The 14,509-nt window shown below is 39.2% G+C and carries 12 protein-coding genes; 3 read left to right on the forward strand and 9 right to left on the reverse strand.

Annotation, left to right across the window (positions count from 1 at the left end; translation table 11 throughout):
- Nucleotides 1–82 precede the first annotated feature (82 nt).
- From ECA01S_RS14580 to ECA01S_RS12300, 4 genes are all read right to left on the reverse strand, one after another.
- A complete protein-coding gene (locus ECA01S_RS14580) occupies nt 83–2,185 on the reverse strand; it encodes a glycoside hydrolase family 36 protein (RefSeq protein ID WP_067396003.1) in 2,103 nt (700 codons plus the stop codon).
- Between the two features lie 4 nt (nt 2,186–2,189).
- Nucleotides 2,190–3,035 carry a carbohydrate ABC transporter permease gene (locus tag ECA01S_RS12290; protein ID WP_067396006.1) on the reverse strand — a complete coding sequence of 282 codons (846 nt, stop codon included), beginning with the start codon at nt 3,033–3,035 and terminating at the stop codon, nt 2,190–2,192.
- A gap of 1 nt (nt 3,036) precedes the next feature.
- The gene (locus tag ECA01S_RS12295; protein WP_067396008.1) at nt 3,037–3,951 is read right to left on the reverse strand and encodes a carbohydrate ABC transporter permease; all 915 of its coding nucleotides are present in this window, start codon (nt 3,949–3,951) and stop codon (nt 3,037–3,039) included.
- Nucleotides 3,952–4,064: 113 nt separating this feature from the next.
- Complete coding sequence (locus ECA01S_RS12300; protein WP_067396011.1) at nt 4,065–5,357, reverse strand: ABC transporter substrate-binding protein; 1,293 nt, start codon at nt 5,355–5,357, stop codon at nt 4,065–4,067.
- Nucleotides 5,358–5,518: 161 nt separating this feature from the next.
- On the opposite strand from ECA01S_RS12300, the gene ECA01S_RS12305 reads away from it, so the two are divergent.
- Complete coding sequence (locus ECA01S_RS12305; RefSeq protein ID WP_067396013.1) at nt 5,519–6,346, forward strand: AraC family transcriptional regulator; 828 nt, start codon at nt 5,519–5,521, stop codon at nt 6,344–6,346.
- A 51-nt stretch (nt 6,347–6,397) separates the two neighbouring features.
- On the opposite strand, the gene ECA01S_RS12310 is transcribed toward ECA01S_RS12305, so the two are convergent.
- The 4 genes from ECA01S_RS12310 to ECA01S_RS12325 all read right to left on the reverse strand — a co-directional run bounded on the left by ECA01S_RS12310 (nt 6,398) and on the right by ECA01S_RS12325 (nt 10,796).
- Complete coding sequence (locus ECA01S_RS12310; RefSeq protein ID WP_067396015.1) at nt 6,398–9,091, reverse strand: YhgE/Pip domain-containing protein; 2,694 nt, start codon at nt 9,089–9,091, stop codon at nt 6,398–6,400.
- A 223-nt stretch (nt 9,092–9,314) separates the two neighbouring features.
- Nucleotides 9,315–9,539 (reverse strand): hypothetical protein, encoded by a 225-nt coding sequence (locus ECA01S_RS12315; RefSeq protein WP_067396016.1) that lies wholly within the window; start codon nt 9,537–9,539, stop codon nt 9,315–9,317.
- Nucleotides 9,540–9,541: 2 nt separating this feature from the next.
- Nucleotides 9,542–9,856, reverse strand: a complete 315-nt coding sequence (locus tag ECA01S_RS12320) for a hypothetical protein (RefSeq protein ID WP_067396018.1) — start codon at nt 9,854–9,856, stop codon at nt 9,542–9,544.
- 1 nt (nt 9,857) lies between these two features.
- The gene (locus ECA01S_RS12325; RefSeq protein WP_067396021.1) at nt 9,858–10,796 is read right to left on the reverse strand and encodes an NADP-dependent oxidoreductase; all 939 of its coding nucleotides are present in this window, start codon (nt 10,794–10,796) and stop codon (nt 9,858–9,860) included.
- 216 nt (nt 10,797–11,012) lie between these two features.
- Here ECA01S_RS12325 and ECA01S_RS12330 point away from each other — a divergent pair, with 216 nt between their 5' ends.
- Complete coding sequence (locus ECA01S_RS12330) at nt 11,013–11,516, forward strand: hypothetical protein (protein ID WP_067396023.1); 504 nt, start codon at nt 11,013–11,015, stop codon at nt 11,514–11,516.
- A gap of 289 nt (nt 11,517–11,805) precedes the next feature.
- Nucleotides 11,806–13,323 (forward strand): AcpB/EbpR/MafR family transcriptional regulator, encoded by a 1,518-nt coding sequence (locus tag ECA01S_RS12335; protein ID WP_067396026.1) that lies wholly within the window; start codon nt 11,806–11,808, stop codon nt 13,321–13,323.
- A 111-nt stretch (nt 13,324–13,434) separates the two neighbouring features.
- Here the strand turns inward: ECA01S_RS12335 and ECA01S_RS12340 are convergent.
- The coding region (locus ECA01S_RS12340; RefSeq protein WP_157490296.1) for an ISL3 family transposase at nt 13,435–14,509 on the reverse strand (1,075 nt) is incomplete at its 5' end.

Genomic DNA, 14,509 nt, shown 5'->3' on the forward strand with positions numbered 1-14,509 from the left:
AGTTTAACGGAGAGGACAACGTTATTTTAGCAAGAACAGAAAAGCAGCCGGCCCTCTGTATAAGTGGACAGCTGCTATACCCCTACTTCTGCAATTTATACAATCGTGCCATTTTATTATCTGGGAAATAAACCGATAATTGCTGACTTGTATACAGGTATTGTGTTTTTTGGTCCTTTTGCGGATAAAGCAATTTTACTGAAGTAATCGGTGTTGGTAAAGGAATGTCAAAATGATTTTGAAGGCTGTTTGTTCGCCACACTGCTAGGTAAATCGCTTCTGACGTCTCTAAACCACAAGTGAACCATTCATCATCCAAATGCGGTAGACCAGTATACCAGACAGGCTGACTAGTCGGAATCACTTCTCGAAAAGTTTTGTATGTGGTAATTCCTTCTGCAACCAGTGCTAAGCGCTCGTCACATAATTCTGCCAAATGACCGCTTTGATGGATACGGAAAAGCATGGCATTGATCATATTATAAATAACTTCCTCAGTATCGCCATCCTGTAAAGGATAACTCCAAATTGCGGCTTGTTCAGGTGTTACCGCAGTTGCTGACACTGCCGCAATGGCACCGTTACGTAAATAATCCGTCTGGTCTGTTACAGATTGGATACTGTGACGTGCTAACATTTGATAATCATGTCGCATCCCACCACTACCACAATTTTCGATAATCAACTCAGGATATGCTGTAAAAATTTCATCCAGCCAAGCTAGGTAGGCTCGGTTATGCTGCAGCAATGCATCACTAAAGCTGTCTGTTTGAATATCACTGCCAATTCCTGTCGGTGTATTGTAGTCCATTTTGATATAGCCAACTTTATACTCATCAACCAAGCGTTTAACTACACTCGTGGCATAGCTACGAACATCTGGGTGTCTAAAATCTAAATGATAGCGGCTATGGTCACGAATTCGTTCCCCGTGGCGACAAATGAACCATTCATCTGGTAGTGAATTAGCAAAGTCACTATTGATTCCCATAACTTCAATTTCTAACCATAGTCCTGGAACCATGCCTTTATCACGAATATAATTCATTAGAAATTCGATGCCTTCTGGAAACCGTTCTTTGGAAGGTAACCACTCACCAACGTTGTCCCACCAATAGCCGTCCGAATACCACCCGCAATCTACCACGTAATATTCACAGCCAATCTGAGCTGCTTTATCAATCATTGGTAATTCTTTAGCAGTTGTTGGATCCCCCATTAAACTATTCATATAGTCATTAAAGATAACAGGACACTTTTGATTATCCTGATTGTTGCGGCGAATATCACGGCGATGTGTGGTCAACTGTTGCATCGCTTGTTCAAAACTACCTTTAATTACCCCATAGGCTACTGGGATTGTAGTAAACTGCTCGCCATTTTGCAACTTTTTCCACCAATGATTAGTTGGTTCGGTCGGTCCACCTGCACGAATTGCCAAATATTTACCAAAGCCCGCATCCGTCAATTCCCAGTGCCATTCCCCATTATGCTCAATCTGCCAAAATGTTGTTTGGTCAAGATGTGGCGAATAAACTACACCCATTGGGCTAAATTGTGAACAGGACCAAGAGGTTTCATTCGTAACCTCCACTACTTTTGTCGCATCTTGCAATTTTTCACCATCTAGACAATATTCTAGGCCATACTCCTTTAGCGTCTGATGACGCCACTGTAATTCTCCTTGCCAAGAATTATGTGGAATGTACAATACATCCTCACTATAACGATGATAAATAGCGCCATTGTTGAGACCTATCACGTTCAATGTCGTTACATACTCTAAACCAATCTCTTTTCCTTGATTGGTTGTAACATGCTGCCACGTAAACACTTCAGCATTAGGGTCTTTTATTAGGGTCGTCACAACCGTTAGCTGGATACTATCTTGCTGATAACTCTGTGTAATCTCAAGTATATTTCCTTTTTGAGTCAACTTATCTAAAACAAGATTCCTACCCACCAAAGTATTTCCCAATTTATTGCCTTTATGATCTGGTTGATTGAGGCCTGTTATTTGTATTTCTACTAATGTACTAGCAGCTACAAACTCTGGATCAAGTGAGACGGTCTCATCAAACTGATCAGGTCCCATGTGTAGTAACCGTAACTGCTTTTGTGGCGTTTCCGCAAAAACTATTTGAGTCTGTCCAAGTGTAAATTTGTGATAAATTAGTTCGTTCATTTTGCTATCCTTTCACTGCCCCTGACATCAGCCCTGAAATCAAGTACCGTTGTAAGAAGACAAAAATAATGGTTACAGGTATTACGGCCAAGACACTTGCCGCCATCAAATTACCCCAGTCCGTTGTAAATTGACCTCTAAACAGCGTAATACCTGGTGTTAATGTGCGATGTGCTACGTCATTAATCAATACATACCCGAACATATACTCATTCCAAGCGGTGACAAAGGTGTATAGTCCTGTCGAAACTAAACTAGGAATCGAAACGGGGAGGATGATCTGCACCAAGGTTCTAAAACGAGAAGCTCCATCTAACTCGGCAGACTCTTCTAGTGAAAGAGGTACGCTGTCGAAGAAGCCTTTCATCATGAAGGTGCTTAAGGGAATTACAAAGGTTGAATAAGCCAGAATTAAAGCAGCGTAGGTATTAATCAAGCCCATTCCTTTAAAAATCATATAGATGGGAATCAATAAAAGTACACCTGGTACCATCTGACTGATTGTCAGTGACATACCCGCGACTTTAATTGATTTATATCGGCCATAACGGCTCAAGGCATAACCAGCCAATACTGCAATCACTAATCCAATCAAGGTAGTAATCAGAGATACAATGAAACTATTTTTAAAGAAAATCAGAAAATCTGATTCCTGCAGTACTTCTTGGAAATTTTGTAGACTAAAATTATTGGACCAAAACGATGGCGTAGTCGAGTAAATCTCTGTGTCTGGTTTCAATGCAGTGGAGAGCATCCATAAAAACGGGAAAAATGAAAAGATTGAACAAGCAATCAAAATGATATAGGTTGCTGTTTTAGTAAAAATTTTTTCACCTTTGCTTTTAATCATCTTATTGTGCCCCCTTAGCTTTTTTACGAATGATGCGATAAATTGGCATAATAGCAAAAAGTGCCAATAGTATAACGATCATAATGACCGACAATGCAGATGATTTTCCGATATCATAATTTTTCATCGCATAACGATAAATCATAATTGGTAATGTCTCTGATGCGTAGTTTGGCCCACCTTCTGTCGTGATCCAGATAAAGTCGAAGTTGACTGACGTCCAAACAATGTGCATGAAAATCAATGTTGATAACACATTTTTGATTCCTGGCAGCGTAACATTAAAGAACCGACTGACTAAATTGGCGCCATCTATAGAAGCTGCCTCATATAGATCGTCTGGAATCGATTGCAGCCCCGCTAAAATACTAATGACCCAATACGGAAAGGTCCGCCAAATGTTAATAAAAGTTACAGTTAAAAGTGCCGTTGCTTTATTTCCCAACCAATAAACTGATTGCTCAATCAGACCCGTTTTTACAAGTAAATAGTTGAAAATACCGTAATCCGGATTTAGCATCCATGTCCATGTCAAGCCTGCCACTGCGATAGGAACGATCCAAGGCACAATAATCATGCTGCGGAAAGCTACCCGACCTCGTATTTTTTGGTTCAAAGCAATCCCTACAAACAAACCTAAAATCAGTTCGCCAATGACTGAAACGACGGTCCAAACCACTGTATTCTTTAAATTATTAGTAAATAAATCGTCCGCAAATACCTTCTTAAAATTCTCCAAACCGACAAAGTCATTTAAATTTGGATTCGTTAGGCTTTTCGCATGAAAACTATCCCAAATAACTTGTATCAATGGGATGCCTATTAGAAAAATCATAAAGATGATGGCTGGTGCCATATATACTAATGAATTGATTCGATTTCCCGTCTCTTTCGAGAGTTTTCTACTCGCTTCCATTTTTAATCCCCCATTTGTTCTAGTTGCTACAGACTATATCTACAACTTTTTGTCCAGCTTTAATCAAAAGGGAATGCCTAAGTGCTACGACATTCCCCTGATTTAAAAGCGAATTACTCACCAAGAACCTCTTGATTTTTCAAGGCTTCATTGATTTTATCTGACAAGAATTTTGCAGCATCTTCAGGTGAATCGCCATTTTGCAACACCATTGCAATAGCATCCTGCATAGGTTGCGTGATTTCCGCCATAGAAATAGGTGGTAATGGTTTGGCTTGTTCAATCAGCTCTGGATTGGCAAATCCTGCTGCCCACTTATTACTTTCATCAATCTCCATATCTGTTCGGGGAGAACCTTCTGGACGCCCAGCCTGTTGATTCTCTTTACTTAGTAAAAATTCAACTAATTTTGTCGCTTCTTCTACTTCTTTTTGATCATTGTTATACACATAGTACGTATTGATTTCTAAGAAAGTTGCTGGCGTCGTATTATATGAAGGTAGGCCAACTGCAGCATCTGCCATTTCGTCTGGATTATTTTCTTCATAATTTTGCATCCAAGAACCGTTGTTCATCATGACATACTTCCCGAGAGCAAAGTTTGTATCCAATTCTTCCCAGCCACCAACAGCCGCATTTGGATCGATGACGCCGTTATCCAATAAATCCTTATAAAATTGGAAAACCTCGGTAGCTTTTTTCAAATTATCTGCATTGTCTTGCCAAGTATTTTTATATTTTCCTTCGCCTAAGCTGTCAGCAATTTCCAAGCCATTTTGAAAAATGAAGGATGCCAATTCTTGCGGCGCACGATCACCAGTACCAGCAATCCCAAAAGCAAATTGACCAGTTTTATCTTTCACTGTCTTCGCCATATCAAGTAAATCCTTCCAGGTTTTAGGCGGCTCATTATACCCAGCTTTTTCTAATAAATCTTTGTGATAGACTAGGGCCCGTGGCGCAATATAGTTAGGCAAAGCTTGTAATTTACCATCAGTAGACAAGGCGTCGATGACATTTTCATAATAGTTGTCTTTATCAGCGTAGCTATCCCAGAAACCGGATAAGTCTGCTAAAGCACCCATATTACTAAATTCACCGTACCATTCACCCAATCCCCATGTAATGGAGGGTGCATCGTTAGCTGCTACTGACGTAACAATTTTGTCTTTTAATTGGTCCCAGTTGAACAATTGATAGTCAACTTCTATATTATTTTTTTCCGAATACTCTTTAATCAATTCTTCCTCGTGAACCTGATCCTTGTTTCCTTTAGTCGCACCTGACCAAAAAACTAACTTTACGTCATCACTTTCTGATGAACTACCATTACCACAACCAGCCAAAAATCCACCAACAGCTAACATCGAAACTGCTAATCCAACTATTCTTTTTTTCTTAAACATTTTATTGCCTCCCTAGTTGTTATCGCTTACAATAGTGATTGTACAAGGAAATACAATTGTTTAATATAGCCTGTTCTATTCAGAACTATACATTTTTTGACTATACAGACAAAACATAATTTGATTTCATCTATACATAATTTGACTTTTCGAGGTGCTATATGTTTTTAGAAAGTAAAGAACGTACTGAATTCTTCTTCAATGACTGCCTTTTAACCGATTTTACGATACTTAATTTCGGTCACGAGAACTGCTTGCCTTCTCATAGTTTCGGACCACAAGTTCGGGAGTATTATATTCTCCATTACATTGTGGCTGGCAAAGGCAACTATTCCTTTGGTAACCATCAATATCATTTAAAAAAAGGCGATTTCTTTTTGATCTCCCCTCATGATTCTGATCCCATCTATCAAGCTGATGCAAATCACCCTTGGGAGTATGTTTGGTTTGGATTTGAAGGCTCCTTAGCCAAAAGTGTTTTAGAAGAATTAGGGTATCACAATGATAACCGTGTTGGTCACTTTACCGATCCGGAAAAAATGAATTATGAACTCCAACAATTGATTTCTACTGATTTTTTCTCTAAATCCAGTACACTGACCATTCAAGGTAAGTTGCTTGAGCTTATTTCTTTATTGAGCTTAGATGGCACCAATGTTTCACTGAACTCTAATATGACGCAAGTTGATAAACATATTGAACAATTCGTGCTCTATGTACGGCAAAACTATTGGCGTGAAGATCTTTCCGTACAAAAAATAGCCGAAGATCTAAATCTTAACCACTCCTATCTTTCAAGAATCATCTCAAAAAAATTTCAACAAAGTGCGCTGAATTACTTAATTAAGTATCGACTGCTTAAAGCACGCTTTTTAGTTGAAAATTCCGACCATACCATTGCGACGATTGCAAAAGCAGTAGGCTATCAGAACCCCCTATCCTTTTCCCGTGCCTATAAACGAATCTATGGACATTCCCCCCGAAACTAAAAAAAACAATCTTGATCAGCAATACGATCAAGATTGTTTTTTATCCTATTATTAATGGAACAAATGACTTTCATGGGATACTTTTGCCAATTTTTTAGTTTGTTCGGAGATGTATGGATAGAGCCAGGTTCCCAAAACACCAAAGACGACGAAGATACCCACCATGATCCAAATCGCGGTTGTAGCATTAGGCCAGTAAATACCACCGGCGGATTCCCGCAAGAGATTCACTGCGTGTGTAAACGGCAGGAACGGGTTAATCATTTGGAAGAACTTCCCGGAGACTTGGATTGGGTAGTTCCCACCTCCACCAGAGATGGAGAGGACCAGAATAATGATGGCGATTCCCTTGCCGACATTACCAAAAAGAGCCACCAGCACATAGACCATCATCATGAAGGCTAATGCGATCAGTAAAGCAAATAATACGCTATAAAATGGAGCCCGTACGTCAACGCCTAATAAGAAGTAATTCCCTAGCGTTACAATCAAGGCTTGAGCCAGTCCCATAGTCAAGAATGTCAGCATCCGAGCGCCAAATTGTTCACGTTTGCTGTAACGTTTTTTATCGTCACCTTCTAAAAAGAAGTCAGTGGTCGCCACACTTGAGAACAAGACTGCTCCCACCCACAAACACAAGGCGGTATAGAATGGTGTGCTAGCCGAACCATTATTGGCGATTGGGTAAAGTTCTTTGGTGCTAACTTCTACCGGTTGGGTGAAAAAGTCACTTTCCTTATTGGCATCTAGTTTCAATAATTTGATGACTTGGGCCAAATCGACTTCCTTTTCACCTTTACGAATCGCATCAGCAGCTTTATGCAAGCCTGACTTGATGGTCGGCCAGTCATTTTGAATCAAGTCAACCGCCGCATTTAGGGCTGTTTCGACTTGAGGCATTTTATCATTGACCGTATTCAAAGTTGTAGTGATTTCAGTTTTCAGAGTAGGCCAGTCATTTTGAATGAAGTCAGCTGCTAAACCTAGCTTTTCCTCCACAACTGGTAATTCGTTGTTGTAGAGGTCGACGCCTTTGTTGATGCCCGCAACGATTTCATTCATGTGCCCATTCAACATGGTATTCGCATCATGTAATTCTTTTTTGATAGCGGGCATTTCTTTTTGGTATTTTTCTAAGATTGCCACCGCATTTTTCACGACATCTTTGGTTGAAGCCAACAAGTTGTTTAACTCGTCATAATCAACTTTGGCTAAGAGGTCTTGGGCCGTGTCAATTCCAGTAATCAACTGCGTCAATATTTGCGAAACTTGGCCGGAAATATCCAGTTGTTGGATCGTTTGAATCACTTGACGAACTTCTTGACCTACGGCAATGATATCATCCATTGCTTTTTGTAAATCGGCGGAAGAAATCTTATCCACATTGATGGCTGCTAAACGACTTTGCAAACCTTGTAGCAAGGTTTGAACATTTGTTAATTTAGTGATGGCATCTGCCAAACCATCAGAAGGATACTTTTCATTTAAGTTGGTAATAAAACTCAACAAGTCACCGACGATTTTTTGTTGGAAGGTCAGTTGCTTATCTAAAGCTGACAATAATGCCTTAATAGCCGTCCGTTCTTCCGGTGTCAGTTCGTTGTCTGCCGCGTAATCTTTGATTTTTTGAGCAGTATTGACGGTTAAATCGGCCAAATCCAGTACTGATTCCAAAGTAGTTTGCACGGAACTCGTAATTGTGGGTAAAACACTTTGTAGCTGTGTTGCAAATTCTTTCGTAGAACCCGCAATTTGATCTGCTTGATTCCCAAATTTTTGGATTTCTGGCATGGTATCTTGCACTTTGCCAATGATTTCGATACCCTTTTTAGCACTATCAATTCCTTGGCTCATGGTAGACTCAATCTTGTCGAAATCTTCATCGATCATGGCCAATTGTTTGCCGGCATTTTGGATTTCCGGAATTTTCTTTTGCAAATCTAAAATGATAGCCGCCTGCTTTTTCAGCTCAGGCATTTTATCATTCAAGGCTACCAACTTATCCCCCATTGCGTCCACTTCAGGAATATAATCGACAAATTCATTGGCTTTATTTAGTTTTTCTTTCAGTTCTGGCATTTTTTCCTGTAGTTCAATGACTTCTTTGGTATAACCATCAATTTTGTCCAGATTATCGTCTGTGGATAAAATCATATTTTTCACTTTGTTGATGCTTAACAGATTGGCATCAATATTATAGCCAATTTCATTGAAGACCTTGACTAAAGTCGAGCTAGCGGTCTTGGTAAATTCATCACTAATCTGCGCCTGTAATGAACTTGCACCCTTCTCCGTGATTTTGGGCGCAATAGCATTGATTTTTTCATTGACGCTGTATTCGATTTTAGGTTTGTGGATTTCTCCCGTGGTAAAGCTCAATAAATCTTTGGAAAAATCAGCGGGCAAGTAAATCCCAGCATAATACTTACCAGATTTTACCCCTTCATCCAAATCCGCCTTCGAATCAACAAATTGCCAACCTAATTGTTTGTTCTCATGCAGGTTTTTGATGACTTCCTTCCCAATCTCTACCTGCTTCCCTTGAAATTCTGCTGGTTTATCGGCACTGTATACCGCAATCGGTAGCTCACCGGTGTTGCCATATGGATCCCATAATGCTTTGATATTAAACCAAGCATATAAGGAAGGAATGATCATTAAGGCTAGTATCAGCAAGGTTGCATTTTTAAAGATTCGTTTCCAATCCAACACATAAAGTTTTAACGTATTTTTGATGTGCTTCATAAAGATCCCCTTCTTTGTTAGTCGCCCAAATACTGTACCACCATTTATGGAATTTGAGAAATGAAAAAAACGTGCTATTTTCCGAAAACGACTAATTTTTAGACAAATCAAGCGGTCTGTCGCACCTTTATTTTGGCATATTCTTGTAAACCTGTCATGTTTGAGCGCTTTATAATAGAAAAAAACAGTCCAATGACGAATTGGACTGTTTTTATGAAGAGCTTTAGCGCTTAGAAGCGAACTCTTCCATGACTTGTTTCACCTCTGCAACTTTTTCCGGTTGTAAGTAGGAGATGGCTTTGGGGATCATCCCCATTACCTCTAGCTTATTCAAATGTCCCGTCTGCTTTTTCTCAAAAGCTTGCGCTAGCAGTTGTTTCATCTCCGTTTGTTTTTCTGGTTTTGTACGTTCTAGAATAAAGGTCAAAAATTTTTCTTCTGGCTTCATGGTTAGACTCCTTTTGCATGTTTGAATTTTTGAATCAAGGCATCGGCCGCCTGTTGTAGCGCCGCTGCATCTTCATCAGAGGTTTGATAGCGCATCGGCTGGCTCACCTGGTCGATTAAAACCACCGGCACAAACACTGATCCTTGTCGTTGAAAACGAATCTGGGGATGACGAACCGTCTCGCCACAGTACCCTGGTAAAAGATACGCCAGTTCTACTTCTTCGTCATTTAGAATCCGGCAGCGATAATAGCCATCTTCAATCCAGTCCTTTTCGCCAAAATGCTGGCTCAGCCAATCTTTCGTCGTTTCGTCCATCTTACGCCTCCCTGGCAATAATCAACTTACCAGCTGGTGGATGTCCTTCTAGTAAGCGATGCGCTTCGATAACACTCTCCGTAGTAAACGGTAGTACGCGGTCGATTTTTACTTGAAAACGTCCGGCAGTCATCTGCGCCAATAAATAATCAAACGCCTCGCGATCCTTGTATTCTTTACTAGGTCCCATGTGTAGGTAAGTCGCTGGTTTAGCGGCCTGTTGTGCCGCAGAAGGCAAATCATTCAAGGCGACATAGACACCGCCTGCCTTTAAAATAGCCAAGCCATTTTCAATCCCGCGACTTCCCTTAGTCGCGTCAATCACCACATCCCCTTGGTCCGCCCAAACCTTAGCTGGTTCCGTTTGATCATAGGCTAAAAATTCAACGTTTCCAAGACTTTCCACATAATCTTTATTACGGCTCGAAGCTATCGCCAAAACTCGAAAGTCATTTTGCGCCAACTGCACTAAAGAACTACCTACACCACCTGAAGCACCTTGTACAACTAAGGTTCCTGCTTCTACAGGCAGTAAATGATGCAATAAGTTATACGCTGTAATACCAATTGTGGGCAGCCCGGCTCCTTCTGCAAAAGAAACCTCTGCTGGCTTCAAGACCACCTTCGACTGAAAGACCACTACTTCCTCTCCGTAAGCTCCCTTGGGCGCATGAACAATCACTTCGTCCCCTACTTTAAAATCTGTGACGGCCGAGCCCACTTCGATAACAACACCACTAGCATCACTACCCATGACGTAAGGAAACTCAATTGGACGTGTGCCATCCATTTCCCCACGGCGCAAGGCAGTATCATAAGGATTGATGGCAAAGGCTTTGACTGCCACCCGTACTTGTTTGTCTTTTAAAGGTGCTCCTGCTATTTCTATTGTTTCAAAAACATCCGGTGCACCATATTCCTTGATTGCAAAAGCCTTCATCTGAATCGCCTCCATAGCTAAAGTGTAGCAAGAAAGGCTTGAAAGCTCAAAAAGAAGCACTTGAAAAGACCGCTCACTATCTGGAAGACGTTTCTAACAGAAAATCATATTTTGCTAGTCCTGCTCTGTCTTTTTTTCCGCTTCAGATGAAAAACCTGAAAAATCAAAGTCCTATTTGGTGCTATAGTAAAAAGAAAACCCTGAAGGAGGAACACTATGACCATTGAGACAATCAGCCTTCTTGCACTGGTCTTGATCCTATCGTTGATTGTTTTTTTCGTAATAAAGCATCAACTTCAAGGACAATTAAAAAAGCAGAAAAGTTTTTTGCAAAAGGATTTGTATAATCTAAAAAGTGAATTGGAAGCTACCCAAGAGGAATACAAGCAGGCAATTAAGGAACTGCGCCTCACCCAAGATATTTTAGCTGAACAACTGGATAAATTGCAGCAGCAATTATTAATGGAACGTGACGAACGGACTGAACGACTGGATCAATCTTCACAACAGCTACATCAAATCGTCAATAAACAGCAGCTACAAGCTAAAGTTATCGACACGCTAGCAGCCATTTCTAATGAAGCACCTGTAAGCACCCTTCCAGACAAACCAAGTCAACAACTTGACCTAGCGCACCTCCCACAACAACTAGACACCATTATGGAAATAATGGATCACGTCCAAGAAATCGAACAAGCACTTGCGAAGCTAAATAGCTGAGCAAGTGTTTTTATTTAAAATAATTCTAATTTATCTCTTTTTTTTCGTCCCATGTTCAAAAAATAGATAAATTTTACGTTTTTTTAGTGTTATATTAAGGGAAAAAGAATAAATAATGATTGTACTCTAAAAAAACAAACGTGTTTTTGCCGTTTTTTCAACATTTGACACCTGCCTGTTAAATATTGGCAAGTCTTTTTAATTTAATATAAAATGGTAATTAGATAAAATTGTTTACAGATAGCATACAATTTATAATTTTGTTATTTATTTTAAGGAGGCGCTAGGATTGCGAAAAAAGGATTTATTGGAAAAACCCTACGATGCTTTGAATGAGATCGTGTTCTACTTATATTACCAATCAGAACCTGTCAAAAAATCAAAGCTGACCGACCTTTTTGATTTGAGTTTGCCTACCTTAAATGATTACTTGCAAATTCTAAGCGAACTGGTCTATGAAGAACACTTAGAGACAAATATTCGTATTGTGCATAACGGAGACTCCATTTCCTTAGAGAAAACGGATGATTTCCCTATGAAACGAATTGCGGATCTCTTTTTGGACCAATCAATCAAATATCATATGATTCTGAATCTTTACGAGGATGATACTCTTGATTGGAATTTTTTCCAAGAAGAATACAGTATCAGCTCTGCTACGTATTATCGGCGTATCAATGAATTGAACAGTCTATTAGCAGAATTTGATATTGCTATCAAACGTGGTCGCTTAGTCGGTGATGAAAAGCAGATTCGTTACTTTTACTATTCGTTTTTCTGGTTTCTATTTGAAAATAAAACTAATTTTGCAAAACAAACAGCCAATCAATATATCAACCTGATTGAGTTGCTACAAACAAAGCTAAATGTACTTTTGGATGATACAGAAATCTTACAGATTAAGTTATGGATGAAAGTCACCTTTAAGCGACATAATCGCAATAAATCCCAACTGAGTGATCTTAGACTGGATGATCTAGACAGACCGATGTTTGAAGAAATCGATGCAGCTTTCAAAATCTATATGAAAAGTAATGATCGCTTTTATTCTTTACAAGAGTCACAAATTTTCTATGATTTCTTTTGCTCTCTACGAAACTTTTCACCTAATTCAGTCTTTGCAAATCGTTTAGCAGCTGCGCAACGCTCGGAAGATTCCTATCTATGGCACATGGTTAAACAAACCATGCGTTACCTTAAAAAAATTGGGGTCATCCATTCTTCTTATCCAGAAGCTAAAATGCGCTATATAGAGAACTTAACTTTTCAATTTTACTCACAACTTTACTACTTTGATGGTTACATTCAGGATTTTGAAAGTAATTATCATAATGAGCAACATCAAATATATCCCGTGCCCATCCATTCAGATTTAGTAAAGAAGGTTTGTGAATTTTGCGGAAAAGAATTTGGTTGCCAGCTTGGGTTAAAATTTGAATCTAGTCTAGCAACGCTTAACTTTTTCATCATTTTAAATCAGCTCACTGAGCTTAGTGATGATAAAGTAAAAATCGGGGTTACCCACTCACTTAGTCCTTTTCTAACGGAAATTGTCATTGAATTAGTGACGAAATATCTAGGACAACGTTACCCAGTCAAAGTAGAAGTGTTCAACAATGAGATTTATTATGATCTGGTAATTTCTAATACTTATGATGCCGGAATGGCCGAGAACGGCGAATACTTTTATGCCTACTACAATCACACTAATCCTTATGACTTACGTAAAATCCGTGACATAGTGGATAAAATCGCCAAGGACCATACGTTGATTCAAACTGATCTCACCTATGATGATCAGCAATAAAACTTACAAAAATTAGTAACTTCTGCTAATTATTTTGGCTCTTTGTCAATGATGTTGGGAAAGAAAAATCCAAAAGATAATTTGGTCCAGAGGAGAAATCCTCTGGATTTTTTATATTCTTACTAATGCTTTTCCCTGGCATAAAAAAATACGTAGTTTGAAATTATAGAAATCTCGAAAATCGTAGGCATTCCGTTTCAATACCTTGATATGATTATTCAGGCATTCTAATGGACCATTGGAATAGGGATAACGTAGTGCATTTTTGATTTGTTTATGATATTTCTTAAAGGTGTTTATCGTAGTTTGGTATTGATTGGGAAGAGCTGTGTAGTCTAGGGAGAGTAATTCACTAAAGCCTAAGACATCCCGTTTTTTAACTCGATAAAGGAACCCTTGATAGATATCGTAACCTATTTTTAACTCATCACTGTAGGAAAGAAGGCGGTCAACGATTTCGGTTTCAGTTAAATGCTTCTTAAAACTTGGGCGCCAAATAGGCTTTTGGTAATTCAATTTATCTTGATTCTTCTGAAGTAGCTTCCAGTAGCGCTTTAATTGTTTTCCTTTTGAACGATCCTGCGGATCCTTCAAAAAAAGATTTGTCCAAGAGATACGATGGTTTCTGAAAGTTCGCCCAATGTGCTGTACAATGTGGAAACGATCAATAAGTAGCTTTGCCTTTGGAAATAGCTTATGAACTAGCGACATGTAAGGTGAGTACATGTCAATTACAATATGTGTGACTTGATCACGTTGTGACTTTGAAAAACGATAAAAATATTTTTTTAGATAAGACAATTGTCGATTTTCCAAAATATCAAAGAGTTGGTTTGTTTCACCGTCCATCATGATAAAGCTCATGGCACCAGAAGCATTTCGAACAGATTTGAATTCATCAAAAAGTAAGATTTTAGGCAGCCTTGTTTTAAACGGGTTCATTGGCTGGTAGAATTTTTTGAGTATACGATAGACGGAAGAAGTAGAAATTTTTTTCTGATGGGCGATTTCAGTCATTGACGTGTTCTTTTGGAGTCGCTCAACAACTGACCATCTTACTTTACGACTAATGAAACAATGTTTGTCGACTACTGAAGTGTCAGCTACGACAGTCTTTCCACAATGCTTACAGCGGAAACGTTGTTTTTCTAAATCTAAATAGGTTTTGTATTCCGACACATCATGG

Origin of the sequence: Enterococcus canis NBRC 100695, assembly GCF_001544375.1 — a bacterium.
In the GTDB taxonomy this organism is placed as follows: Bacteria; Bacillota; Bacilli; order Lactobacillales; family Enterococcaceae; genus Enterococcus_H; species Enterococcus_H canis.